At 47.5% G+C, this 24,124-nt stretch carries 23 protein-coding genes and 1 pseudogene; 16 read left to right on the top strand and 8 right to left on the bottom strand.

The features are described 5' to 3' along the window. Nucleotides 1-29: 29 nt before the first annotated feature. Nucleotides 30-1,334, top strand: coding sequence for a histidinol dehydrogenase (gene hisD / locus SYNPCCP_RS02600; protein WP_010871708.1), 1,305 nt, complete (start codon nucleotides 30-32; stop codon nucleotides 1,332-1,334). A gap of 476 nt (nucleotides 1,335-1,810) precedes the next feature. After that, nucleotides 1,811-3,367, top strand: a complete 1,557-nt coding sequence (locus SYNPCCP_RS02605; RefSeq protein ID WP_010871709.1) for a mercuric reductase — start codon at nucleotides 1,811-1,813, stop codon at nucleotides 3,365-3,367. Between the two features lie 35 nt (nucleotides 3,368-3,402). Here the strand turns inward: SYNPCCP_RS02605 and SYNPCCP_RS02610 are convergent, their stop codons facing one another. From SYNPCCP_RS02610 to SYNPCCP_RS02625, 4 genes are all read right to left on the bottom strand, one after another. Next, entirely contained in the window at nucleotides 3,403-3,738 is a 336-nt protein-coding gene (locus SYNPCCP_RS02610; RefSeq protein WP_010871710.1) for a hypothetical protein, read from the bottom strand. Nucleotides 3,739-3,848: 110 nt separating this feature from the next. Continuing rightward, a complete protein-coding gene (gene ureC, locus SYNPCCP_RS02615; protein WP_010871711.1) occupies nucleotides 3,849-5,558 on the bottom strand; it encodes an urease subunit alpha in 1,710 nt (569 codons plus the stop codon). Nucleotides 5,559-5,575: 17 nt separating this feature from the next. Then, on the bottom strand, nucleotides 5,576-6,046 hold the full coding sequence (locus SYNPCCP_RS02620; protein ID WP_010871712.1) for a DUF29 domain-containing protein: 471 nt from the start codon (nucleotides 6,044-6,046) through the stop codon (nucleotides 5,576-5,578). Between the two features lie 50 nt (nucleotides 6,047-6,096). Then, nucleotides 6,097-6,351 (bottom strand): 2TM domain-containing protein, encoded by a 255-nt coding sequence (locus tag SYNPCCP_RS02625; protein WP_010871713.1) that lies wholly within the window; start codon nucleotides 6,349-6,351, stop codon nucleotides 6,097-6,099. 593 nt (nucleotides 6,352-6,944) lie between these two features. Here SYNPCCP_RS02625 and SYNPCCP_RS02630 point away from each other — a divergent pair. Beyond that, nucleotides 6,945-7,433: a pentapeptide repeat-containing protein gene (locus SYNPCCP_RS02630; RefSeq protein ID WP_010871714.1), complete on the top strand. Its 489-nt coding sequence runs from the start codon at nucleotides 6,945-6,947 to the stop codon at nucleotides 7,431-7,433. Between the two features lie 92 nt (nucleotides 7,434-7,525). After that, on the top strand, nucleotides 7,526-7,678 hold the full coding sequence (locus tag SYNPCCP_RS02635; protein WP_020861463.1) for a hypothetical protein: 153 nt from the start codon (nucleotides 7,526-7,528) through the stop codon (nucleotides 7,676-7,678). A 157-nt stretch (nucleotides 7,679-7,835) separates the two neighbouring features. Here SYNPCCP_RS02635 and SYNPCCP_RS02640 read toward each other — a convergent pair whose 3' ends face one another. Beyond that, a complete protein-coding gene (locus tag SYNPCCP_RS02640; RefSeq protein ID WP_010871716.1) occupies nucleotides 7,836-10,313 on the bottom strand; it encodes a phospholipid carrier-dependent glycosyltransferase in 2,478 nt (825 codons plus the stop codon). Between the two features lie 133 nt (nucleotides 10,314-10,446). Between SYNPCCP_RS02640 and SYNPCCP_RS02645 the strand changes: the two genes are divergently transcribed. After that, nucleotides 10,447-11,193 carry a DUF561 domain-containing protein gene (locus tag SYNPCCP_RS02645; RefSeq protein ID WP_010871717.1) on the top strand — a complete coding sequence of 249 codons (747 nt, stop codon included), beginning with the start codon at nucleotides 10,447-10,449 and terminating at the stop codon, nucleotides 11,191-11,193. A gap of 177 nt (nucleotides 11,194-11,370) precedes the next feature. Here the strand turns inward: SYNPCCP_RS02645 and dxs are convergent, their stop codons facing one another. After that, nucleotides 11,371-13,293, bottom strand: a complete 1,923-nt coding sequence (gene dxs, locus SYNPCCP_RS02650) for a 1-deoxy-D-xylulose-5-phosphate synthase (RefSeq protein WP_010871718.1) — start codon at nucleotides 13,291-13,293, stop codon at nucleotides 11,371-11,373. 235 nt (nucleotides 13,294-13,528) lie between these two features. Between dxs and SYNPCCP_RS02655 the strand changes: the two genes are divergently transcribed. The 11 genes and pseudogenes from SYNPCCP_RS02655 (at nucleotide 13,529) to SYNPCCP_RS02705 (ending at nucleotide 20,515) form a co-directional block, all read left to right on the top strand. After that, nucleotides 13,529-13,876 (top strand): rubredoxin, encoded by a 348-nt coding sequence (locus tag SYNPCCP_RS02655; protein ID WP_010871719.1) that lies wholly within the window; start codon nucleotides 13,529-13,531, stop codon nucleotides 13,874-13,876. Nucleotides 13,877-13,931: 55 nt separating this feature from the next. Continuing rightward, the gene (locus SYNPCCP_RS02660; RefSeq protein WP_010871720.1) at nucleotides 13,932-14,960 is read left to right on the top strand and encodes a photosynthesis system II assembly factor Ycf48; all 1,029 of its coding nucleotides are present in this window, start codon (nucleotides 13,932-13,934) and stop codon (nucleotides 14,958-14,960) included. A gap of 85 nt (nucleotides 14,961-15,045) precedes the next feature. After that, entirely contained in the window at nucleotides 15,046-15,291 is a 246-nt protein-coding gene (psbE, locus tag SYNPCCP_RS02665; protein WP_010871721.1) for a cytochrome b559 subunit alpha, read from the top strand. 36 nt (nucleotides 15,292-15,327) lie between these two features. Then, on the top strand, nucleotides 15,328-15,462 hold the full coding sequence (gene psbF, locus SYNPCCP_RS02670; RefSeq protein WP_010871722.1) for a cytochrome b559 subunit beta: 135 nt from the start codon (nucleotides 15,328-15,330) through the stop codon (nucleotides 15,460-15,462). Nucleotides 15,463-15,471: 9 nt separating this feature from the next. After that, nucleotides 15,472-15,591: a photosystem II reaction center protein L gene (locus tag SYNPCCP_RS02675; RefSeq protein ID WP_010871723.1), complete on the top strand. Its 120-nt coding sequence runs from the start codon at nucleotides 15,472-15,474 to the stop codon at nucleotides 15,589-15,591. Between the two features lie 32 nt (nucleotides 15,592-15,623). Next, nucleotides 15,624-15,743: a photosystem II reaction center protein J gene (locus SYNPCCP_RS02680; protein ID WP_010871724.1), complete on the top strand. Its 120-nt coding sequence runs from the start codon at nucleotides 15,624-15,626 to the stop codon at nucleotides 15,741-15,743. 84 nt (nucleotides 15,744-15,827) lie between these two features. Continuing rightward, entirely contained in the window at nucleotides 15,828-16,955 is a 1,128-nt protein-coding gene (gene proB, locus SYNPCCP_RS02685; protein WP_010871725.1) for a glutamate 5-kinase, read from the top strand. A 161-nt stretch (nucleotides 16,956-17,116) separates the two neighbouring features. After that, nucleotides 17,117-17,294 (top strand): annotated as a pseudogene (locus SYNPCCP_RS17540) (IS701 family transposase); the annotation flags it as partial. A 587-nt stretch (nucleotides 17,295-17,881) separates the two neighbouring features. Further along, complete coding sequence (locus SYNPCCP_RS02695; RefSeq protein ID WP_010871727.1) at nucleotides 17,882-18,898, top strand: IS4-like element IS4Sa family transposase; 1,017 nt, start codon at nucleotides 17,882-17,884, stop codon at nucleotides 18,896-18,898. Between the two features lie 81 nt (nucleotides 18,899-18,979). Next, entirely contained in the window at nucleotides 18,980-19,852 is an 873-nt protein-coding gene (locus tag SYNPCCP_RS02700; protein WP_020861465.1) for a hypothetical protein, read from the top strand. 12 nt (nucleotides 19,853-19,864) lie between these two features. After that, on the top strand, nucleotides 19,865-20,515 hold the full coding sequence (locus SYNPCCP_RS02705) for a Uma2 family endonuclease (protein WP_010871729.1): 651 nt from the start codon (nucleotides 19,865-19,867) through the stop codon (nucleotides 20,513-20,515). Nucleotides 20,516-20,526: 11 nt separating this feature from the next. Here the strand turns inward: SYNPCCP_RS02705 and SYNPCCP_RS02710 are convergent, their stop codons facing one another. After that, on the bottom strand, nucleotides 20,527-21,258 hold the full coding sequence (locus tag SYNPCCP_RS02710; protein WP_020861466.1) for a hypothetical protein: 732 nt from the start codon (nucleotides 21,256-21,258) through the stop codon (nucleotides 20,527-20,529). A 63-nt stretch (nucleotides 21,259-21,321) separates the two neighbouring features. Next, a complete protein-coding gene (locus SYNPCCP_RS02715; protein WP_014407075.1) occupies nucleotides 21,322-24,084 on the bottom strand; it encodes a DNA topoisomerase (ATP-hydrolyzing) subunit A in 2,763 nt (920 codons plus the stop codon). Nucleotides 24,085-24,124 lie beyond the last annotated feature (40 nt).

A 24,124-nucleotide genomic window follows, 5' to 3' on the forward strand; every position in this document is an offset into this window, starting at 1 on the left:
CGCCCTTGCCCCCAATCGGAGAGGGATCTGTGACTCGTATTCTTAAGCTCTCGCACCTTACCCCCCAACAATTAAACCAACTCAAACGTCGCTCGGAACAAAACATTGACCAAGCCCTGGCGATCGCCAAGGAAGTTATTGAGCAGGTAAAAATGGAGGGAGATGCGGGGGTTTTGCATTACAGCCGTCAGTTTGACTTCGCTGGGGCCACGGCGGAAAATTTGCGGGTGAGTGAAGCGGAATTTGCCGAAGCGGAAAAGTTGGTGGATCCTGAACTACGGCGGGCGGTGGAACACGCTTTTCGCAATATTGAAAAGGTTCATGCTGGGCAAATGCCTCCCCCCATGCACCTAGCGGAAATTGAGCCGGGGGTATTTGCGGGGGAAAAAATTACGCCTCTGCCCACGGTGGGTTTGTACGTGCCCAGGGGTAAGGGGGCTTTCCCTTCCATGATGTTGATGTTGGCGGTGCCGGCCCGGGTGGCAGGGGTAAAGAAAATTGTGGTTTGTACTCCCCCTGACAAAGAGGGAAAAGTGGAGCCGGTTTCCTTGGTCACTGCCCGCATGGCCGGAGTGGATGAGGTCTATAAATTGGGTGGTGTCCAGGCCCTTGCGGCAATCGCCTACGGCACCAAAACGGTTAGCAAAGTGGATAAGCTAATTGGCCCCTGCAGCATTTACGGTGCGGCGGCGAAAAGATTACTGTCCGGCATTGTTGATGTGGGTTTACCGGCAGGACCCAGTGAGTCCATTGTTTTAGCTGATGAAACCACTGACCCCAAGCTGGCGGCGTTGGATTTGTTGATCGAAGCGGAACACGGCTCCGACTCAGCGGCGCTGTTGGTGACCCACTCTGCAAGTTTGGCGGAAAAGGCATTGGGTTATTTAGGGGAATACCTGGAAAAACTCCCCCCCTGGCGCAAAAAGTTTTGTGAAGATGGTCTGGGTTCCTATGGCGGCATTTTGCTCACTGATAGTTTGCAAGCTTCCCTAGATTTCATTAACGATTACGCTCCGGAACATTTGCAGGTGTTGACGGCGGACCCCCTCAAATTGGTGGGCAAAATCGACAATGCGGGGGAAATTTTGCTGGGCAATTACACTCCGTCTTCAGCCGCTACCTATGCCATTGGGGTAAATGCGGTGCTTCCCACGGGAGGCTTTGCCCGTTCCTACTCGGCGGTGTCGGTGTTTGATTTCCTCAAGCGTTCTACCCTAGCTTATTTAACGGAGGAAGGTTTTGCTGGGGTGAAGGAAACGGTCACTACCCTAGCGGACTATGAGGATTTTCCAGCCCATGCCCTGGCCATACGGGAACGGGAAAATTTGCTTTAACTTAGAATTGCTGATTGCCGTATTACTTCTGAAATATTCAACAATGCCAGTTCATTTTTAAAAGATTTAAAATTATTGTTGTTATTCAGGCGATCGCCAAGCTAATCAATAGGATAAATACCGGATAGATAATTTTTGATTATTCTCTCTACCGTGTCCATTGATAGGGATTTCGCTTGTTTTTTCATTTACATTCACGTATCCATCGTTATCTAAGAAAGCGTTTGAAAATTACAAGACTAGGTATTTATCCCCCTAAATCTCCTCACTAAAGCTCCGGCTTAAAAAGGAGAATTTTACGGCAGTTCCCCCCTTCTCAAGGGGGGCTAGGGGGGATTAAACAGCCAAAACCCAACTTTCCAAATATGCTCTAAGCTCATTGAGGAATTTGTCATAAATCAACAACTTAAGATTCAGATTAATACTCCAAAATTTAATTCAATTCTAAATAATTTTTCATTAAACAATTAATCCTTATGAATAATTCTACTGTCTCTAGTATTGACATTACTCCCCAAGATAGATACAACCAACAATTACTAGCCCATGTTCATCCTCCGGACTGGATTAATCCTTCTCCTAAAGATCAATATGACCTGGTAGTTATTGGAGCTGGCACCGCTGGTTTAGTCGTAGCTGCTGGGGCAGCGGGTTTAGGTATTGGTCTTAAAGTTGCTTTAATTGAAAAGCATTTGATGGGGGGCGATTGTCTCAACTTTGGTTGCATTCCTTCTAAGGCCCTAATTAGCTCCGCAAGGGTGGTAGGAGTAATGAATAATGCTAATAGTTTAGGCATCAAAAAACCAGACAGCATTGAAATTGATTTTCCCGCTGTGATGGCGAGAATGCGTCAAATTAGGACCGGCATTAGCCACCATGACTCTGCTCAAAGATTTCGGGATTTGGGCATTGATGTTTTTCTTGGAGAAGGACATTTTGTTCGTAATAATCAAATTGAGGTGGGAGGGGCTATTCTTAACTACAAAAAAGCCATAATTGCCACTGGAGCGAAAGCGGTTAAACCTAACATTCCTGGCATAGAAGAAGTCGGATTTTTAACTAATGAAACAGTGTTTTCCTTAACGGCATGCCCCGATCGCCTAGGGGTCATTGGAGGTGGCCCGATTGGGTGTGAGTTAGCCCAAGCTTTTCAACGATTGGGGGCGCAAGTTACGCTCTTTCATCGGGGTAGTCATTTGTTGAACAAAGAAGATCCGGAAGCGGCGGCGATTGTACAGGAATCCTTAATCAAAGATGGCATTGAACTAATTTTAAACGCCAAATTGGAACGGGCAGAATTAACTGATCGGGGTAAAGTTTTGCATTACAGGGCTAATGGCGATTCTGGCACCATTGTAGTGGATGAAATTCTGGTTGGTGCAGGGCGAGCCCCTAATGTGGAGGAATTAAACTTAGAGGCTGTGGGGGTAAAATTTGATCGCCGAGGAGTGAAAGTCAACGATTATTTGCAAACTACCAGCCCGCAAATTTATGCCGCCGGGGATATTTGTATGGACTGGAAATTCACCCATGCCGCCGATGCCGCCGCCCGCATTGTGATTAAAAATACTCTCTTTTCTCCCTTCGGTTTAGGACGCAGTAAACTAAGCAGTTTAACCATGCCTTGGGTAACCTACACCGACCCAGAAATTGCCCATGTAGGATTAAATGAAACTATGGCTGAGGCCTTAGACATAGGCTATAAAATTATTAAAATTCCCTTTTCCCAGGTTGACCGGGCGATCGCCGCTGACGAGACAGAGGGATTTTTGAAAATTATCCACGTAGCCAACAGTGATGAAATTTTAGGTGCTACCATTGTTGCCTCCCATGCCGGGGAAATGATTTCTGAAATTACCACGGCTATTGTTAATAAAATTGGCTTAAGCAAATTAGCCGGGGTGATCCATCCCTATCCCACCCAGGCCGAAGCGATTAAAAAAGCCGCCGATACTTACCGCCGTACTTTGCTCACTAATAATACGAAAAATTTACTAAAACTTCTAACTAAATTTCCCAGTAAATTATTCTAGAAAACATGGTTGAAAACCCTAAAATTGTACTCAATTTAAGACTGGCCACAACAGGTTTCATAGCCTAAACTTTCTAAGATTAGATCACTAACAGCATTGGCCACTGCAAATTCACTAAAAAAACTTTCCCGAAAATCAAAAGCCTGCATTTCAGTCACAATGGCAATCACTAGGGAACCTAAATCATTTTCCCCTTCCAATCGTTGACGCACAAAAATTTGAGCGGCCCGTTCCGCAATGGTGGCATTAATTCCTTCGGGAATAAATTCTTGATTAAGCCATTGTTGTAATCCTTGACGCAACCAATCGCCCTCTTGCACAGGGTCTTGGAGTGGGGGCAACGTGATTGGGGGAATGGGTTCAACAGCCATATTTCCTGGAAACTTTGTTTATAAAATGTTAATAAAATATTGTTTAAGGGGGGCTAATTTAAAGCCATCGTAGCAGATTGGTAGATGGCCAAAAACAGCTCCAAAAGTTACTAAAATAAGAAGTAACGTTGGGCCATGGGCAACACTGATGCTGGCTCACAGGTGAGTAATTCTCCGTCGGCTCGCACTTCGTAGGTTTCTGGATCTACTTCAATGTGGGGCAAATAATTATTCAGTTTCAGATCCCGTTTGGTTAACTGGCGAATATTTTTCACCGCCACCAACGGCTTGCTCAGTCCCAATTTTTCGCCAATATCTTTTTTGGCCGCTTTTTGGGAAACAAAGGTCACACTTGTGGCGGCGATCGCCCCACCATAATTAGCAAACATCGGCTGCATATGTACTGGCTGAGGCGTGGGAATACTAGCATTGGCATCCCCCATTTGGGCGTAGGCGACTATGCCGCCTTTAATAACTAATTCGGGTTTAACCCCAAAAAAGGCGGGACTCCAGAGGCAGAGATCCGCTAACTTGCCCACTTCCACTGAACCAATCTCCTCGGAAATGCCATGGGTAATGGCAGGATTGATGGTGTATTTTGCCACGTAACGTTTGGCCCGAAGATTATCATTATTGCCTGTTTCCCCCGGTAATTGGCCCCGTTGCACTTTCATCTTGTGGGCCGTTTGCCAAGTACGACAGATAACTTCCCCCACCCGGCCCATGGCTTGGGAATCGGAAGAAATGATGCTAAAGGCCCCCAGGTCATGGAGAATATCCTCCGCCGCAATGGTTTCCCGACGGATTCGAGACTCGGCAAAGGCCACATCTTCGGGAATATTACGGTGCAGGTGATGGCACACCATTAACATGTCTAGATGTTCTTCCAGGGTGTTGATAGTGTAGGGTCGGGTGGGATTGGTGGAGGAAGGGAGAACGTTCAATTCTCCACAAATTTTGATAATGTCCGGTGCGTGGCCTCCCCCGGCTCCTTCGGTGTGATAGGTGTGAATAACTCGATTTTTCAGGGCGGCAATGGTGGTTTCCACAAATCCCGCTTCGTTGAGGGTGTCGGTGTGGATAGCCACCTGGACGTCGTAGTCTTCAGCCACGCCCAAACAGTTGTCGATCGCCGCTGGGGTGGTGCCCCAATCTTCATGGAGTTTGAGCCCGATCGCCCCGGCCTTGATTTGTTCTGCTAAGGCAGCCGGTTGACTGCCATTGCCCTTACCCAAAAAGCCCAAGTTAATGGGAAAACCATCGGCCGCCTGTAACATGCGGTGAATATTCCAAGCCCCAGGAGTGCAGGTAGTGGCCTTGGTGCCCGCCGCCGGCCCGGTGCCTCCCCCCACCAGAGTGGTAACGCCCGACGCTAAGGCCGTTTCAATCTGTTGGGGGCAAATAAAATGCACATGGGCGTCAATTCCCCCCGCCGTTAAAATCATTCCTTCCCCGGCGATCGCCTCGGTGCTGGGGCCAATGATTATGGAAACATTGTCTTGGATATGGGGGTTGCCTGCCTTACCAATGGCGTAAATGCGACCGTTCTTAATGCCCACATCAGCTTTGACAATGCCCCACCAATCCAAAATCAACGCATTGGTGATCACCACATCCACCGCCCCTTCTGCCCTGCTTAAAGGGGATTGCCCCATGCCATCCCGAATTACCTTGCCGCCACCAAACTTCACTTCATCGCCATAGGTGGCGTAATCCTGTTCTACTTCGATAAATAATTCCGTATCCGCCAGTCGTACCTTATCTCCCACTGTGGGACCAAAGGTGTGGGCGTAGCTGTGGCGGTCCATCCGATAACTCATGGTGGCTATTTCCTTGGTTAATTGGGGGGAGAAGATTCTAGTAACTGTTGCAGGCTATAGGGACAGGTTAGAGGAAAATCCACACCATGGCCGGTTTTCTCTTGCACATAGCCTAGGGCACCTTGATAAATCTGGGGCAATTCTTCCTCCAGATAATTTTTCAAGGTGGTAGTTAGACAGCGACGAAGTTGGGTGCGAAAACTTTGAATCTCAGCCCGCCAATGGTTGCCGTTACGTCCCCGTTCTTCCTGCCAGTATTGCAATAGCAGACAATGGCGAATTAACTGTTCCAACAGATAGGCGACTCGATTACGATCCTGTCTTCCCAAGCTCTCCAACTCCTCAATCAAATGAACCCAGTCCACCTCCGCCAGGGAATTTTGCCGAAATAAGCTCACCGTCACCTCAAGCCATTGGGCGGGATCTTGCTCATAAAGTTCGGACAGAACTTCGCTAGGGGAAATGGGGAATTGCAGTTGAGATTCCATTGCTGAGAAACTAACAGTCCGGAATATTTGGTTCAGTCTAGCTAAAGCCCTTAACTCTTACCAGTGGCAGGGGAATAATCGGCAATAACGGCAATGTACAACAGGTGCAAAAGCAAACCCCCTAGCCAGATGCCCGAAAGAGGTGTCAACCAAGACCAATCGGCCTTGTTTAAGTTATGAACAAACCATAGGCCAGAGTTAATCGCTAAAAATACTGCCACATGGACAGCAAAATTCATCCGGTCATCCAAACGGCGAAAGGCAGGGTCATTACGGTCGGGTTTACGGGGCCAACGAGGAGGCATAGATTACCAGTCAGGGTCACAATTAATCACTAGCCCTAATTTTAACGGCAACGGTCTGAAATCCCCGTAGATCAAGACGCAAAATTAAGCAAAATTTCAGCAAAGTTAGCGGACGGGCTCCTGCCTGGAGTGGCCAAAAAGGTGGCCCAATGTCAGCACTACAGTCGACCCAATGCCCCTATCAGTTTTTTCATCCACTCTGCACCACTCATATCACTGGCACAGGGCTGGCGCTGACTATTTCCGGCATTGGTTGGACCACTCATCGGAACTACTAAAATCCTACTCCTCCACCATAGGGATTCGCCAAAACCAATTCGTTTCTCCTCTACTTTCTTTAATTTTTCTTTGGAAATAAGCCCTTACATAGCAATAAATTGTGCTTGATACCTACAGCTATTTTTTCGTAAATTTAATGTACGATTTACTCCCGAGACTTTGCAGCAATAAATGTTAAATTTTGTATCGATATTCAACGTTTCTGTATCTAGCCATAAATAAAATTTGAGTTACAATGGGAGAAGAGTGTTTTTAAAATTAAGTGCAAAAAGTCGGTGTGATTTAAAGCAAAAAAAGTCGCTGTGTAGAAAAGGATGAAAACTATGGATGCCCAGGAAATTCTTCGGTGTTACGCGCAAGGACAAAGGGATTTTAGTCATATAAACTTGGTCAGAGTCTGTTTGTCCAATGCAAGCCTAATCGGAGCACAACTAATTTTCGTAGACCTCGGTGGTGCAAACTTAACCCGTGCACAGCTTGACAGTGCAACCTTAAAAAACGCCAATCTTGCTTTAGCTAATATGACGGAGGTGTGTTTGATTTATGCTGATTTGAGTAATGCAGACCTTAGTGGTGCAAATTTAGTGGGGGCAGATCTAACCAATGCAGATCTATCGGGGGCAAAACTAGGGGGGGCAGACTTACGAAAAGCGAACTTGTCTGAAGCTAGTCTTCGGGGAGCAGATTTGCGCGGTGTGAACTTGATCGAAGCCAACCTAACAAATACAGATTTTAGCGAGGCAGACTTAACGGGGGCTTACATAAGTGATGGCGCAGTGATTAATGTTGTCAATCTCTCCTAAGAAATCATTCATACCTTGTAGCTAGGGTAAAAAAGCTTAAGAATTAAATATTCTTAAGTATGTGTTTTTTTATTATCCAAGAGGATAAAACCATGAAACCGATGATTTGGCACCCAGAAGATAAAGATGAAAAGGTCAACAAGTATCTAGACCGCATCAACCATGAACCTTGGTTGGGATTTGTTGCTTTTTCCTTAGCATTTTTCATGGCCTTTATTTTAATAATGTTTATGGGGATTTTCTAGGAAAATGTTTGAAAAGTTCTAGGTAAGTTTCCGAAGCACGGGATTAACCATAGCCCCATGGATCTTTGTCTCACTGGTGTTAGGTAGATCGTTCGTTGACGACTTCTTAAAGCGCAACTTAAACGTTGCAAACCTTTTTAAAGGGTCACCGGGGTAACTAATTGAGCAGCCCAGATTGCTCAACCGTTTGCCAGGCGGGCCAAATTTTTCCCTGCATAAAGAGGGCGATCGCCTGGAGGCCATTAATTTCAGGGTTATCGGGAGCCAGGGCCAAGGCGGGTTTGAGGGCCTGTTCCCCCTGGTATCCTTGCCAGTCGTAAAGATGAACAAAGGCTAAATAAGCGTGGGCGTAGGGATTTTCGGGATCTAGTTTGACCAAAGATTGCAAAGCGGCGATCGCCTGGGGAGGATTTTCCTGCAATACCCGGGCCAAAACTTGGGCATAGGTTAAACGGAGAGCATCAACGGGATTTTGGCTGAGGCGATAGGTCCAACTAGCATCCCCCTGCCGCAGATAGTCGTGGCGAGGATCGTATAAATTAATCCGGTCAACCTGGGCAAAAACTGGATCTAGCCCAGCAATGCCCTGCTGCAAATTTTGCGCTAAATGGTACAGTTGGCTGACAAAATCCAATGGTGGAGCAGGCAAAGCTGGAGCATCGGCAGCTAAGGTTAGGGTAATGTCTGGTAAAGGTAAGGGTTGGGCCGTCATAGTGCTGGGATCTAGCCATTGCCCTTTTAAACGGTAATCCCCCGGAGGTAGATCCGCCTGGGGCGCCATGGCTGTCCTTTCAATTACTTCAACGGCTTGCCCATTGTCGGTAGGAAGCAATTCACCCAAACCAATGGCATGGTCATGGAGCCAAACTTGCTTAGGATCAGCAACATTTTCCCAAGTGAGCAAAACAATCCCTTCACTAAGGCGATCGCCATTGCCCTGCCAATGGTAGGTGATGGGTACGGGTTGACCGGGGGGGGCGCTGGTGGGTAAATCAACTTTGGTCAGTTGCGGCAATTCAGTATTAATTTGACTGGGTTTGACCTCCACCCTGGGTTGGCGACGGTGCCAGAGGTTCAACTCACTGCCATCGGGCAAAGGCCAGGTTTGCACAGCGGTAAAATTACCATTCTGGGCAATGGTTTCTCCCAATTCCACTTGTACTGGGTCAGCTAAATAGTTATCTCCAGTTTTTGTCAAGAACCAGTCAAAATTTTGCTGATCCTGTTGAATAATTTCCCCGTTACGACTCAATTCCCGACCGTAAGCCCGAAAATCCGCCGCCGCCCCATAATAATTCACCGTATTGGGATTAATAGCTGGGGTGTTGGGAATCACACCCAAATTAATTCTTTGCTCCGGGGTGGTTTCCATGGCAGCGGTAATGACTTCCGTGTTGGGGGCAGGCAAAACGAAATCGGGACGAAATAACACCGATGGGTTGAGGGCTTGGACAATGCCGTTGCTACCAGGAATGGGAAATAGGTTGCCGAGGGTAATCAAAATGGTGATCGCCAACGTACCCCAACGCACCCACAACCAACGACCACACCAACGGGTCAGACCGAAGGCAAGAAAAATAGCCACAATGGGCAAATAGGGCAAAATGTAGCGGTCATCCTTATTTTGAATGGCGGAGCAGATTAGATAAGTGCCACCGTAGTAATATCCCAGCCACAGCAACCCCGGTTTCGCTTCCCGCCAACTAGGTATCTGCAATGAAGCAGGAAAACGGTTCAGCAAAGACAAAATCACCCCCACCAAGGGCGGTATTAACCAGACCCAGGACAGGGCATTGGGTAAATCCTGCCAGTAGTAAGTCCAGGCGGCTAGGGTATTGACGGGAGGGTCCCCCTCCAAAGTGGCGGGGATGGCATTGGAATTTTGGGCGGTGCTGAATAGATAAATCCAGTTGGTGCGATACCAGGGATACCAAAGGGGAATGCTTGCCAGTAAACCCACTAGCAATTGGGCTAACCGTTGCCATTGCTTTGTCCAAATGCTCCACAGCCCCAAGCCCACCAAGGGAAAAAACAGATAGAAAATAATACTTTGTTTGGAGAGCAATCCCAGTCCCAACCCAACTCCAGCGGCGATCGCCCAGAGCCATTGGGAACGACGACCTTCAGCTTCTTTCCAATAGGTCAGACAGGTAAAGCTCAACAGGGTAAAAGCCAGGAGTGGACTGTCCAACAACACAATCAAACGACTATGGATTAAACGGGGAATCAAAACCATGATGGCCACTGCCCACAGACCAATTTCCCGGCTGAAGAGCTTTTTTCCCAAGCCGTACACAGAGAGAATTAAAATGCCACTCCAGAGCCAATTACTCAGTAAAGCCAGATCACTACCTGGGCCGCCTAGCCCCTGGAAAGGAGCATTGACTATGTAGGTCAAAGGGGGATATTTGGGGGACAACATCCAAAAGCTCCGCCACCATTCCCCGCTCAAAAACTCCGGCGATCGTAGGGCTTGCAAATATTCCAGGCCGTAGGATAAGTGGTTACTCTGGTCCCAAGCTGGCACCGTTTGATCCATCCCTAGCCACAGGCGATCAAGGCCGTTGCTACCAAGCCACACCATGGCCAACAGCAGGGGCACTCCCCAGGATTTAGACAAAATTTGCTTAACCATAGCAGGGGTTAGACGTAAGATGGATACCAACAGCCCATCTTTTATGATTGGGCACCGAGAGTCTTCCTGGCCTGACCCAAACGGTTAGGGTTAGGGGGGCTTACCATTTAGCATTAATCATTTTGGTAATCCTATGAGTGCAAACCTTGCCCAACTCCACCAGGCCCTGGAAAATCGTACCGCCTTAAAGGTAATTAGCGGTTTAAATAACTTCGATAGCGCCAATGTTTTAGCCGTGGCCCGGGCTGCCCAGGCTGGGGGAGCTACTTTTGTGGACATTGCAGCCGATCGCCAATTGATCCAACAGGTGCGCCACGCCATTGATTTGCCCATCTGTGTGTCGGCGGTGGAAGCAGAATTATTAGCCGAAGCGGTGGCCGCCGGAGCTGACTTGGTGGAAATTGGTAACTTTGACAGTTTTTACGCCCAGGGTCGTCGTTTTGAAGGGCCGGAAGTGTTGGCCCTCACCAAAGCCACCCGTCAATTGTTGCCCCATACTTTGCTCTCCGTTACCGTGCCCCACATCCTTGCTCTGGACGAACAGGTACAGTTAGCCGAAGCTTTAGTGGCCGCTGGAGCCGACATCATCCAAACTGAAGGGGGGACCAGTGCCGAACCCCATCACCCTGGAGTTTTGGGTTTGATTGAGAAAGCCGCTCCCACTTTGGCCGCTGCCCACGCTATCAGTCGAGCCGTTAATGTCCCCGTACTATGTGCTTCTGGCCTATCCGATGTCACCGTTCCCATGGCGATCGCTGCTGGAGCCAGTGGAGTAGGGGTTGGTTCCGCCATTAACCAATTGAACGACCAAGTGGCCATGGTGGCCGCTGTCCGTCGCCTGGCCGATGCCTTGGTGGCCCAGCCTGTGCGGGTTGCCTAACTATCGGTTTAAGTTCGACTAAATAGGTTAGACGCCCCCGGTTCCCTCAAACTTGTGAGGAAAATAGATAAAAATCCTCCAATATTTGGGGGATTTGGGGGCAAACCCAAACTTTGCAAGGGGGAGTGTTAAAACCACTATGCCCCTCGACAAATGCAAAATGTATCAAAATTCCTGCTAACTAACTCCAGGAGCGACAACTGATTCAGTTTCAGTTTTGAACAGTGAAGCCATAATATTCTGCGCCATCTGGGCTGGGGTTAAACCAAGGTCAACGGTGGATTGTTCCGGAGTGGCATGGTCCACAAGTATGTCGGGCACCCCTAAACGTTTCAAGGGCACCAACACGTTGTTATCCATCAGGGCCTCCGCCACTGCTGAGCCAAAGCCCCCCATGAGGCAACCTTCTTCCATGGTCACCACTTTGCCGATGCGCTCGGCCAAGGGCAAAATTAATTCCGTATCTAGTGGTTTAACAAAGCGGGCATTAACCACCGTTGCTTCGATGCCGTGTTCGTGGAGTAATTCCGCTGTTTGCAGAGCGGGATAGACCATGGAGCCGTAGCCCAACAGAAGCACATCATCCCCCGACCGGAGAATTTCAGCTTTACCAATTTCCAGCGGTTCCCAACCTTCCTCCATCAGGGGCACCCCGATGCCATTACCCCGGGGATAACGCATGGCGATCGCCCCACCGGTGTAGTTAACCCCAGTAACCAGCATTTGTTGTAACTCTGCTTCATCCTTGGGAGCCATCAGCACCAGATTGGGAATGCAACGGAGATAGGCAATGTCATACATCCCTTGGTGGGTGGGCCCATCCGCCCCCACAATGCCCGCCCGGTCTAGGCAGAAAAATACGGGTAATTTTTGAATACAAACGTCATGGATAATCTGGTCGTAACCCCGTTGCAAAAAGGTGGAATAGATGGCCACCACTGGACGAATGCCCTCGCAGGCCATGCCCGCCGCCAAAGTAACTGCGTGTTGTTCCGCAATGCCCACGTCCACATACTGCTTGGGTAGCTTGGCCTGGAGTTTATCTAGCCCTGTCCCCGTCGCCATAGCAGCCGTGATACCGACAATGTTGGGATTTTCCTTGGCCAGGGTAGTCAACGTATGGGCAAAAACCTTGGAATAGCTGGGGGGTTTCGGCTTACTAGAAGGATAGGCCTTACCGGTGGAAAGGTTGAAAGGACTTTGGGCGTGGTAGCCTACTTGATCCTTTTCGGCTAAGTCATAACCCTTGCCCTTGGTGGTGGAAACATGGACAAACACCGGACCAGGCACTTTTTCCGCTTGTTTAAAGGTATCGATTAATTCCTGTAAACTATGACCGTCAATGGGACCAAAATATTTAAATCCTAGTTCTTCAATCACCGCTCCCACTTTGGGGACAACAAGACGTTTCATTCCCTCCTTGACCCTTTCCATCTCCGGGGTGAGGGAATCCCCCACAAAGGGCAAGTGTTTGATCTGTTCCTCCAGATTGTCCGTCAAAAACTGCATCGGACTGCTGAGGCGGACTTTATTTAAATAACGGGAAATGGCTCCCACGTTGGGGGAAATGGACATCTCATTGTCATTGAGAATCACCATTAGTCTGGTATGGGGCAAATGCCCGGCATGGTTGATTGCCTCCAAGGCCATGCCCCCGGTTAAAGCACCATCGCCAATGATGGAAACTACTTTAAAATCTTCCCCCTTGGCATCTCGAGCTAAAGCCATGCCCAAACCAGCGGAAATACTTGTGGAAGCGTGCCCAGCACCAAAATGGTCAAAACGACTTTCAGAGCGTTTGAGGTAACCAGCCACCCCATCTTTTTGCCGCAGGGTATGGAAATCATGGTAACGTCCCGTCAACATTTTGTGGGGATAGGCTTGGTGTCCCACATCCCAAATCACCCGGTCTTTGTCTAAATCAAGAGTGGAATATAGGGCCACCGTCAGTTCCACCACTCCCAACCCAGGCCCCAGATGACCGCCGCTGGTGGCCACAGTTTGGAGATGTTTTTCTCGGATTTGCCGGGAAACTTCCTCCAGCTCACGGATAGATAAACCCTTTAACTCATTGGGGTGGGTCAGTTCGCTGATGTGCATGGTGGATTGGGACTAACGATGGCTAAATTATGGAACTTTTTTCAGACTTCTCACACTTTAACCCATTGGGTGAAGGGAAGTTAGGTTGGAAAACCCCAGTCACAGTCTGGACAAAACATTCGGTGAACCAATGATGAATCCCCATTGAGAAGGCTGGGGAAAAGGGTAGCGAAGATGTCATAATTTTTAACAAAGATTACTAAAGATTTACCCCCAGTTCTCTGCTGTAGTAGCCATGAGTGAGCGTCCCCCTGAAAAGACCCTGGCGGAGTTGGCATCCCCAAACCATGAATGCCGGGCCTGCGGTTATGTTTACATTCCCAGCCAAGGGGATCAAAAGACTAGTGTTTCCCCCGGCACTCCCTTTGAGGCCCTACCCCTTAATTGGAAATGTCCGGTGTGTGGCGCCCCCCGCAACTACTTCATCAGCACCGGGGAGACCGATGCTCCCTCTGGTTTTGCCGAGAACCTTAACTACGGTTTTGGTTTTAACCGTATGAGTGGTGGTAAAAAGAATTTACTAATTTTCGGTAGTCTTTTCGTCATTTTCCTATTTTTCCTGAGCCTTTACGGCATGGGATAAGGCTTCAATTTTCCCTCTGAGCCCTTGCTGTACTCGTTGATTATTCCTGTTCACAATGCCTGTTAAATTCCCCAGTTTGAAGTTTGAGCAACTAAAGCAACTTGTCCTAGTGGCGGCGATCGCCGTTTTCTGTGTGAGCTGCAGCCATGTGCCGGATTTGGCCTTCAATCCATGGCAAGAAATTGCTTTAGAAACAGATTCTACCTTTGCGGATATTGCCTTCACGGAAGATCCGAACCATGGTTGGCTGGTGGGTACCAAGGAGACTATTTTTGAAACCACCGATGGCGGTGACACCTGGGAGCAGAAGCTGATTGACCTAGGGGAAGAAAAGGCTAGTTTTTCCGCCGTTAGTTTCTCTGGCAACGAGGGATGGATCACAGGTAAACCTTCCATTTTGCTCCACACCACCGATGGGGGCCAAACCTGGGCCCGCATTCCCTTGAGTGAGAAACTGCCCGGTGCTCCCTACAGTATTATTGCCCTGGGACCCCAGACGGCGGAGATGATTACGGATTTGGGCGCTATTTACAAAACCACCAATGGGGGCAAAAACTGGAAAGCTTTGGTGGAGGGGGCCGTAGGAGTAGCCCGCACCATTCAACGATCAACCGATGGCCGTTATGTGGCGGTGTCAGCCCGGGGTAATTTTTATTCCACCTGGGCACCGGGACAAACGGAATGGACTCCCCATAACCGCAATTCTTCCCGACGCTTACAGACCATGGGCTATGGCAAGGACGGTCAACTATGGCTGTTGGCCCGGGGGGGACAACTCCAGTTCAGCACCGATCCCGATGCAGAGGAATGGAGCGATGTGATTGCTCCCCAGGATAAAGGTAGTTGGGGTCTGCTCGATCTGTCTTTCCGTACCCCTGAAGAAGTATGGGTAGCGGGGGCCAGCGGTAACCTCTTGATGAGTCAAGACGGGGGGCAAACCTGGGCCAAGGACACTGGGGTAGAAGATATTCCAGCCAATCTTTATCGGGTGGTGTTCCTCAGTCCGGAAAAAGGATTTGTGTTGGGGCAGGATGGGATTTTGCTCAAATATAACCCCAGCACCGAGGTGGCAATGGTTCCCTAGGCGGCTCACAAAATAGTAGACTAGACTCTACTTGCTTTGCATTTGTCAGTCAATGTTGTTTTGAAAAATTGAAGGAGAACACAAAATGTCAGGGACTACCGGCGAGCGTCCATTTTCCGATATTGTCACCAGCATTCGCTACTGGGTGATCCACAGCATCACCATCCCGATGTTGTTTATTGCTGGTTGGTTGTTTGTCAGCACGGGCTTAGCCTACGATGCTTTTGGCACTCCCCGCCCCGATGAATATTTCACCCAGACCCGTCAAGAGTTGCCCATTCTCCAGGAACGCTACGACATTAATCAGGAAATTCAAGAGTTTAATCAATAAAACATTTAATTGTTCTTTTTTAGTTGGTAATTAACAATGGCAACCCAAAATCCTAATCAACCGGTTACTTATCCCATTTTTACGGTGCGCTGGCTGGCGGTTCACACCCTGGCGGTGCCCTCTGTCTTCTTTGTCGGGGCGATCGCCGCGATGCAATTTATTCAACGCTAGGAGTTTTTCATGGACAGAAATTCAAACCCAAACCGCCAACCGGTGGAATTGAACCGCACTTCTTTATACCTGGGTCTATTGTTGGTGGCTGTGTTGGGGATTTTGTTCTCCAGCTATTTCTTTAACTAAACTTTTTTAATACGCAATTTAGGAGGCATGGTATGTTCGCAGAAGGCAGAATCCCTTTGTGGGTGGTGGGTGTAGTGGCCGGTATTGGCGCCATTGGTGTTCTAGGGTTATTTTTCTACGGAGCCTATGCTGGTTTAGGTTCTTCCATGTAATCGAGGGCTAGCCGCCACACAATATCATGGTTTTAAGGTGGGCTTGGCCCACTTTTTTTATGGCAATTTTTCCTCCCAAAATAGATGACAATGGCAATGCAACCCCAAACTTTGGTGATTAAAATTGGTACTTCTAGCCTAGCTCGTCCGGAAACGGGTCAGTTGGCCCTCTCCACCATTGCCGCTTTGGTGGAAACTGTATGCAAGTTGATCGGCCAAGGCCATCGGGTGGTGCTAGTCTCCTCTGGAGCCATAGGAGTAGGTTGTAGTCGTTTGGGCCTGACAGAAAGGCCAAAAAAAATGGCCTTAAAGCAGGCGATCGCCGCTGTGGGCCAGGGCAGATTAATGCGGACCTATGACGACCTTTTTAGTAGCCTCCGGCAACCCATTGCCCAAATTTTGCTCACCAGACGGGAATTAATTGAGCGTACCGCCTATGTCAACGCCTACAACACGTTCCAAGCTCTGTTTGAGTTGGGGGTGATTGCCATTGTCAATGAAAACGACACGGTGGCGATCGATGAACTAAAATTTGGCGACAATGATACTTTGTCGGCTTTAGTGGCCAGCTTGGTGGAAGCGGATTGGCTATTTTTGCTCACTGACGTTGACCGCCTTTATTCCAGTGACCCCCGTTTAGATCCCGATGCCTATCCCATTCCCCTAGTCAAAGCCGCGGAATTAGCCCAATTACAAGTCCGCACCGATAGCACTGGTTCCGCCTGGGGCACCGGCGGCATGGCCACCAAAATCACCGCTGCCCGCATTGCTACGGGATCAGGAGTCCGCACCGTCATCACCCATGGCCAAAAACCTGAGCAAATTTTAGCCATCCTCCAGGGAGCTAATTTGGGCACTCAGTTTGAAGCCCAACCCCGCTCCGATAATGCTCGTAAACGTTGGATCGCCTATGGTTTAGTGCCCACCGGGAAAATTTTCATTGACGCTGGGGCGGTCCAGGCCCTCAAAGCTAGGGGCAAATCCCTATTGGCGATCGGGGTGGTTGCCCTAGAAGGGGAATTCAGTGCCACCGATGCCGTCATAATCTGTGATCCCCAGGGTCAAGAATTAGGGCGGGGATTAGTTAATTACAACTGTAACGAGCTAGAAAAAATTAAGGGACTCCATTCCGAGGCGATCGCCGCAGTGTTAGGCTACGTGGGGCCAGATACAGTGATCCATCGAGATAATTTAGTATTACAAGAAAATTAGAAGAGTCTGAAGACAGACAAATGATTTTACGAATTATTTTTGTCCCAACCCGGTATGTTGGCAGAATTAATCCCAGATATTGAAGAAAGTTGGGAGTTCGCCTATCGCTCTTCTATCATTGTAGGAAGGATAAAACAGAGAAGAGAGGGTGAAAGGCAGAGGTGATATATGGTTGCCCCCGTCAAGCAAAAGAAACAGTACAGTTTATCGACAAATATTGTGAAAGCTACAGAGACTTACTTTCCAGAAGTAAGAAGCTTTGAGTACTTTAAATATTTGCATCTAGGATTAATAGCGAATATCAGGAGAAAAACATTTCCAGAAATAGCCAGGGTAGTATAGCAAAATCGCATAGACAAAGTTATTCAAGATTACTGCATAGCCTAGTGCCTCATAGTTATACTAATTAGTTATATTTCTCGCAGGTCCAACTCTCTAGGACGCCCAAATCCTTTCGGTGCTGGTAACTTGGGCTCGATTATCTTCCAATCCTCATCACTCATGTCACTGGCGTATAGCTTGCGCTGAGGATTAACTACGTTCGGCAAATTGCTCATCGACAATACTCAATTTTTATCTTTTCACCATAAAAAACAGATTTTTCCTATCCTCTTTTCTTTATATTTTCTTTAGAAATCACTTCTAAGGAATCATTTATTGTTAAGCGGAACCAAAGATTACGCTGATGCAATGAATGAACAAATGAAAGCGATTATCTCTATGCGAAATAACAGGGTTATAATTCGTCAATCTAGGGAATTCGCTTTTAATCGTGCCCTTCGTCAACCAATAAGAACATGGGCAAGTAGTGGAATTTGTTTATACCCCTATGATCAAGTGCAGAAGTGTTGAACGATAGTTATAAAGAGAAAAAAGCTCTTTAAAATGATAGAATAAAGGGCAGAAATATTAGAATAATTGAAGCGATGATATCAAATTTTGGACATATTGTAAAAACTTATCTATCTAATTTTCCTAAACATGACTACCCAGTATTAGACACATTTAAGTTTGTGAGTATCTGGTTAGGATTAGTGTTAGACCAGAGCCAGACAAGCATGAGGAGTATGTTTAAAAGACTGAACTTACGAGGAGAGACAGTCGATATATCTACATTCTCAAAGGCAAGCAAAAAAAGGGATGTGGGAGTTTTTAGAGAAATAATATTTTCCTTAAAAAAGGAATTGTCGAAAAGGAAGGAAATTAAGCAGAGAGAATTAGAAATATTTCCTCTCGATTCAACCATTGTCAGCATAACTAGGAAGTTGATGTGGAACCTTGGATTTCATCAGGTAAAATTATTCAGTGAGATTAACTTATCAACAGGGATTCCGGGGGGAATAGTAATTCACTTTGGACAAGGTCATGATAATAAATATGGGAATGAAACAATAGAAGAGACTCCAGAAAATGGAGTAGCAGTAATGGATAGAGGATTTTGTGACTTACAGAGAATCAAGAGATTACAAAAGGAGAATAACAAATATCATGTATTAAGAATAAAGAATAATATAAAGCTAGAAAAATTAGCCAATGATAACTATATGGTTGGAACTGGAAAGAATAAAATAGAGAGTAGAGTGGTAATATTCACCCATGATAATTCAGAGTTTAGATTGGTTACAAATTTACCTATAGAAAGTAAAGAAATAGAAGGAGTTAGTGATGAAAAAATAGCAGAAATTTATAAAAAAAGATGGCAAATAGAATTGTTATGGAAATTCTTAAAAATGCACTTAAAGCTGAATAGACTGATTGCCAAAAATGAGAATGCAATTGGGATTCAAATCTATACCTGTATAATTGCTTATTTAATACTAAAATTACTGGTAATCCCAAAAGAAGCAGGTACAACAATGTTAGACAAACTACGTTATTTACAGGCTTTCATGTGTGAAAAAATAAGCTATGTACACTGGCTAAGGGAGTTAGCACTAAGGTGATGAATTTGCTTTGCTGTAGGATTATTCTGTCTATTTTTAGGTCGTACATAAGTGCGATTCAACGATTCTGAGCTTCACCAGATGCAGAAATCTATTAATCTTCTCCAGCAAACAGTCCAACAGGGTTTTGATGATGTTAATCATCGCCTTGATAAAATGTCACAACAATTAGGTTACATTTGCCTAGTTGTTCAGGATAGTCGAGCTAAACAGGAAAAATTAGCCCAAGCCATTGCCCATTTTTATCAGAGCAGTTTAGTCAGAGAGATAGCAGATTTACAATCTGAACTTCAAACAATCAACCGTTTTCCTGAACAATCTCCCATTGGAGCCATTAAAGCCGCAAATCGTAGCCGTTTATTTTTAAGCCATGAAGCACTCAAAATCACCCCAGAGCTAGAAGCAGAATTAATGCTAAATAGTGACATTGCTATTCAAGGTTGGGCCGTTGCTACCATTACCGAAGCTAATTTATTGATGGAAATAGGTCATCACCAGGATGCCAAAGATGTTTTACGGGAAGAAGTTGTTAAATTTAAACAATTATCTGAAAATTGGTCAAAGGCATTATTGGACGATGCTAATGATAGCCTTAATACTTCCTACCGCTTTCTTGGCAAGCCATTTAACGAGTTTATTCTACCTGAAAGAATAGAGCGAATTTGTCAAATTCATCCCAAGGATTTTAACTTAACTCCAGATCAAGTACGACGCATTAAAAGTGAAATTGCTGTTGAATTTGATATGTCCTATGCACCCGAACGCTATAACCAAGCTTGGATTAATAAACAATTGGCGATCGCCGAATATTTAGACACTCTTAGTGAATTATTAGCTAGGCTAGATACCCTGCAAAACTTTGCCCAATTATGCCAAGATCGAGGTGTTAAAAGTAGCAGGGAATTGCTTCCGGGTAATGATGCAGAGCCAGGACTGTATTTGTTACCAGGATAGTGAAGGAATATTATGCCTATTACAGAATTAGCCCCCGTCTCGAAATTTATTTTGCTTGAACCCGTAAGTTGGCTAACTTTTAACCAATTGCTTCAGGATTTGGGTGAAAAGCGAGGAATTCGCCTTGCTTATTGTCAAGGAACTTTAGAAATTATGACTCCCCTCGGAGAACATGAACATAATAATCGCTTTCTAGAGCGGTTAATTTACACCACCGTTGACATCTTGAACTTGGAAATTAAAAGTCTAGGTTCCCTAACCCTAAGAGTTAATCGGCTGGAGAAAGGCATAGAACCAGATTCTTGCTTTTACCTGCAAAATGAGTCTATTGTTCGCCACAAACAGGATATTGATCTTAATGTTGATCCTCCCCCCGATTTAGTCATTGAAATTGATATTACCAGTAGCTCCCTAGACAAATTAGCAATTTATGGTGCTTTAGGAGTGCCCGAAATTTGGCGATATGACGGTCGAACTTTACAGGCTTATTTGTGGAATGGGGCTCAGCAAATCTATGAAACTTCTGAGCAGAGCTTGGCTTTGCATCCCTTGAAAGTTAAGGATTTGACTGTCTTTCTGCGCCAAAGTCTCCAAGACGGAGAAACAGCAACGATTAGGCAATTTCGTCAATGGCTGATCGAACAACTAGGCGAAGGTGAATAAATTAGTACAGACTAAAAGCCTTGACCCACTTCCAGATAGCGGGTTTTACCCTGACGGGATAGGATCGCCTGCTGACCGTTAACCGCCGCCAATTGCCAACCGCTACTACCGATCGCCTCACCGATTTGAATGCGTTGGGTCATGCCATTCCAGCGGAACAGAGCCGAAGAAAGCTCACCGGATTCCAGAACTCCTACTAAATCGTGTTTAGTTTTACTGGGCACCATCGGCACTGCCGGGGGAGCAGCGGCCACGGGTTGGGGGGGAATTGCCATGGCTGGAGCAGCTTGGCCGTTGGGGTAAACGGGGTAATAATATCGTTCCACCACAGTGGTACTACCAGGAGCGACTGCGGTCAGATTGCCACCATTATTTTGGGGCACAGCGCCGGGGGGAGGCGGGGGAAGGGGAATACCTTGGTTAGCAGGGGCGATCGCCACCGTTGTTTGGTTGGGGGTTACCGGAGGGTTAACACCAGTGAGGGCGGAGGAAGCTGGCAATGATTGGGGCTGTTTAAGGGTTTCTAAGGACTGTTGCAGATAAACAATAAATTCTTCGTCCGCTTGATCCACCGTCACCGTTTCCGTAGGCGATGTCGCAGAGGGATTGGGTTGTCGGGATTGAAACACTAGCCAAAAACTAACTAACAGCATATAGGCAACGCCACCGCCTAGGAAAATTTTGTCGATGTGCTTCAACCACCAAGGCTTTTTCGAGCTTTCCAGTCCTTCGTACTTGTCCATTGTCCCCACCCACGGAAAAAAGATGTTGCCCATTCTAGCCGAAAATTTCCCCGGGTCTAACCTTTAACCAAGGTGGGCCACCTGGGTAATTAAATGTTCTCCCTCGTTGAGATCCACCAGGCGATCGCCAAAGCCATCCTTACCCCAGGGTTGAAACTGATCAGCCTGGACAGAATGGAGTCGTTGTTGATTACTGTAAAAATCGTAAGTGGAGGATTGAGGAGACTGGGCACCCTGATTTGCCGCCACCATGGTCAACAACCGATCTGCTTTGCTGGTAAATTGCATCACCGTTGTGCCTAATTCGCCGAAATTCCCCAGGCGCACAGAAGCTAAATCTAATTGTTTGCCATAACCTGCTTGGGTTAACAGTAAAACCCTATCCCCTGGTGATGCCATCAGTACCCCCACCAAACTTTCCGTTGCACGAAGCCGCATTGCTTCCTGGCCTTGGGCACTGGGACTTGAGCAAGTTAAACCAACCTGGGCTGGATCAAACCGCAGTAAACGTCCATTGCTGGTGGCAATCACCAAATTTTTACCTGGATTTTGGGCAGAGGCAGGATTAACTGGTGTAACCAATTGGGCAAACTGGAGGAGATCGCCATTTTTTAACTTCATTAAACTCAAACCCCGCGGGCCCAACTCCTGCAACTCCTGACCAGCGAGCAGTTTGACCCGACCCTGCTGACTAACTAGGAGTAAATCCTGGGGCTGTTCCGGGGGCGGTAAAAATCCCTGGAAAGTGACGGTGGTGGCGTCCCGCTGGGCCGATTTAGGCAGAATTTGTAACAGGGGAATGCGGGTGACAGCTAAGGGGGGAATATCGGCAATGGCGACGGGGAAAGCCTTGCCATGGTCGCCAATGACAATGAGAGTTTCCCGCCCTTGAATGGAAAATTGCTGGTCCAAGGGTTCAAAGCTGTTGGCGGAGGTTAGCTCTTCTGGGTGCCAGGCGATTTCCCCCTGCAAATTAATACTCAGAAAGGCCTCCGCCGGGGGCGTTTGCGGCGTGAAGAGGGTGAGGGGATTTTTCTCGGCAACAGAAACGAGTTTGCTATGGGTGGCTATGACTTCCGGGCTTGGTTGGGCTTCCTGTTTGACGGTTTTGGGGGTAGGCTTTACGGCTAGGTTTAGATCGTCCTGCTTTGCTTCGGGAGCCGAATCTGCCGTTGGCGGGGAAGAATTTTCTAAGACTAATTGTTCTTGCTCTGGTTCCCCTGGGGAATCCAACTCTTCTTCTGGGGCTGACTGACTTTCAACCGGGGGAATTGTCGCTTCAGGCAATGGATCTTGATTTACGGGGAGAGGCTCAATTTTGGCTGGCATACCCTGTAAAATCTTGGTACGTCGTTCGTCGGCAAACTTTTTCTTTAAACCCCGCAATTCTTTTTTGAGGGCTTTTAACCGTTCCTGGCGATCGCCAATGAGAGTTTCCAACTGCTCAATGCGTTGGGCTAGATCGGTGTGTTCCTGTTGTAATTTTTCCCTTTCCAGGCCGGTGATACGGCGCATGGGCATGCCCAAAATAGCGTCCCCTTGTTGGAGGGAAATGCCTAACCGTTCCTGGAGTTGAATTTTGGCGGTGGTGCCATCGGCGGCAAAACGGAGAATTTCAATCAGCGCATCTAAATTTTCTAAACCGATTAGTAAACCAGTTAATAATTCCAGGCGACGACGGTTTTCTCCCAACTCATTTTCGTACTGTCGCAGCAGGGTATCTTCCCGGAATTGGAGAAATTCTTGGAGAATTTGCCGCAGGGACATTTGCACGGGTTGGTTGTTGACCAGCGCCAGGAAAATCACGCCAAAATTACTCTGCAAAGGAGTCATGCGGTAGAGTTTTTGCAAAATGGCATTGGGTTCCGCATCCCGTTTGAGCTCAATTACCACCCTCATGCCGGTGCGATCGCTTTCATCCCGCAGATCGGAAATGCCGTCTAGTTTGCCGTCGTTGACCAAGCTGGCAATTTTCTCAATCCAAGCCGCTTTATTGACCTGGAATGGTAATTCCGTAATGACGATCGCCGTGCGATTATGACTGCGTTTTTTCTCCCCTCGGATGGTTTCAATGTGACTAACTCCCCGCACCGGAATTAGTCCTCGTCCCGTTTGGTAAGCTTGCAAAATGCCTTCGCTGTCGAGGATGTGGCCGCCGGTGGGAAAGTCAGGGCCGGGGATTAACTTAAATAGTTCTTGATCCGACAAATCAGGTTTATTGATTAAACCAATCAAACCATCCACCACTTCCCCCAAATTGTGGGGCGGGATACTAGTGGCCATGCCCACCGCAATACCAGAGCAACCGTTCAACAGTAACAAAGGTAACTGGGCGGGAACCACGGTGGGTTCTTCCTGGGAATTGTCGAAGTTGCCGGTAAAATCAACGATCGCCTCGCTTATGCCTTCCAACATGGCCCCCATGGCGATGGGTGCTAAGCGGGTTTCGGTGTAACGCATGGCGGCCGGAGGATCATTGTCCACGGAACCGAAGTTGCCATGGCCAGCCAGGAGGGGATAACGACTGGAAAAATCCTGCACCATCCGCACCAGGGCATCGTACACAGACTGGTCACCGTGGGGATGGTATTTGCCCAACACGTCCCCCACCACCCGGGCACATTTCCGAAACGGGCGATCGGGGGTCAGCCCCAACTCGTACATGGCGTAGAGAATGCGACGATGCACCGGTTTTAGACCGTCCCGCACATCGGGTAATGCCCGCCCCACAATCACACTCATGGCATATTCCAGGTAGGAACGTTCCATTTCTTCGTGGAGATCGGTGGGGATAATTTGACCGCTGGGGAAAGATTTTCTGGCCATGCCGCTGGGAACCTGTGCGCTCGTCAATTCGCGGCCAATG

The organism is Synechocystis sp. PCC 6803 substr. PCC-P (genome assembly GCF_000284455.1).
In the GTDB taxonomy this organism is placed as follows: domain Bacteria; phylum Cyanobacteriota; class Cyanobacteriia; order Cyanobacteriales; family Microcystaceae; genus Synechocystis.

What these genes read in the sequence shown, in the direction of transcription:
- SYNPCCP_RS02605 (WP_010871709.1), top strand. Translation starts at nt 1,811, where the DNA reads ATGAATAATTCTACTGTCTCTAGTATTGACATTACTCCCCAAGATAGA.
- dxs (WP_010871718.1), bottom strand. Translation starts at nt 13,293, where the DNA reads ATGCACATCAGCGAACTGACCCACCCCAATGAGTTAAAGGGTTTATCT.
- SYNPCCP_RS02655 (WP_010871719.1), top strand. Translation starts at nt 13,529, where the DNA reads ATGAGTGAGCGTCCCCCTGAAAAGACCCTGGCGGAGTTGGCATCCCCA.
- SYNPCCP_RS02620 (WP_010871712.1), bottom strand. Translation starts at nt 6,046, where the DNA reads ATGGAATCTCAACTGCAATTCCCCATTTCCCCTAGCGAAGTTCTGTCC.
- SYNPCCP_RS02695 (WP_010871727.1), top strand. Translation starts at nt 17,882, where the DNA reads ATGATATCAAATTTTGGACATATTGTAAAAACTTATCTATCTAATTTT.
- SYNPCCP_RS02715 (WP_014407075.1), bottom strand. Translation starts at nt 24,084, where the DNA reads ATGGCCAGAAAATCTTTCCCCAGCGGTCAAATTATCCCCACCGATCTC.
- SYNPCCP_RS02710 (WP_020861466.1), bottom strand. Translation starts at nt 21,258, where the DNA reads ATGGACAAGTACGAAGGACTGGAAAGCTCGAAAAAGCCTTGGTGGTTG.
- psbE (WP_010871721.1), top strand. Translation starts at nt 15,046, where the DNA reads ATGTCAGGGACTACCGGCGAGCGTCCATTTTCCGATATTGTCACCAGC.
- SYNPCCP_RS02705 (WP_010871729.1), top strand. Translation starts at nt 19,865, where the DNA reads ATGCCTATTACAGAATTAGCCCCCGTCTCGAAATTTATTTTGCTTGAA.
- SYNPCCP_RS02635 (WP_020861463.1), top strand. Translation starts at nt 7,526, where the DNA reads ATGAAACCGATGATTTGGCACCCAGAAGATAAAGATGAAAAGGTCAAC.
- psbF (WP_010871722.1), top strand. Translation starts at nt 15,328, where the DNA reads ATGGCAACCCAAAATCCTAATCAACCGGTTACTTATCCCATTTTTACG.
- SYNPCCP_RS02640 (WP_010871716.1), bottom strand. Translation starts at nt 10,313, where the DNA reads ATGGTTAAGCAAATTTTGTCTAAATCCTGGGGAGTGCCCCTGCTGTTG.
- SYNPCCP_RS02625 (WP_010871713.1), bottom strand. Translation starts at nt 6,351, where the DNA reads ATGCCTCCTCGTTGGCCCCGTAAACCCGACCGTAATGACCCTGCCTTT.
- SYNPCCP_RS02630 (WP_010871714.1), top strand. Translation starts at nt 6,945, where the DNA reads ATGAAAACTATGGATGCCCAGGAAATTCTTCGGTGTTACGCGCAAGGA.
- SYNPCCP_RS02660 (WP_010871720.1), top strand. Translation starts at nt 13,932, where the DNA reads ATGCCTGTTAAATTCCCCAGTTTGAAGTTTGAGCAACTAAAGCAACTT.
- SYNPCCP_RS02675 (WP_010871723.1), top strand. Translation starts at nt 15,472, where the DNA reads ATGGACAGAAATTCAAACCCAAACCGCCAACCGGTGGAATTGAACCGC.
- SYNPCCP_RS02645 (WP_010871717.1), top strand. Translation starts at nt 10,447, where the DNA reads ATGAGTGCAAACCTTGCCCAACTCCACCAGGCCCTGGAAAATCGTACC.
- SYNPCCP_RS02700 (WP_020861465.1), top strand. Translation starts at nt 18,980, where the DNA reads ATGCAGAAATCTATTAATCTTCTCCAGCAAACAGTCCAACAGGGTTTT.
- SYNPCCP_RS02610 (WP_010871710.1), bottom strand. Translation starts at nt 3,738, where the DNA reads ATGGCTGTTGAACCCATTCCCCCAATCACGTTGCCCCCACTCCAAGAC.
- ureC (WP_010871711.1), bottom strand. Translation starts at nt 5,558, where the DNA reads ATGAGTTATCGGATGGACCGCCACAGCTACGCCCACACCTTTGGTCCC.
- proB (WP_010871725.1), top strand. Translation starts at nt 15,828, where the DNA reads ATGACAATGGCAATGCAACCCCAAACTTTGGTGATTAAAATTGGTACT.
- SYNPCCP_RS02680 (WP_010871724.1), top strand. Translation starts at nt 15,624, where the DNA reads ATGTTCGCAGAAGGCAGAATCCCTTTGTGGGTGGTGGGTGTAGTGGCC.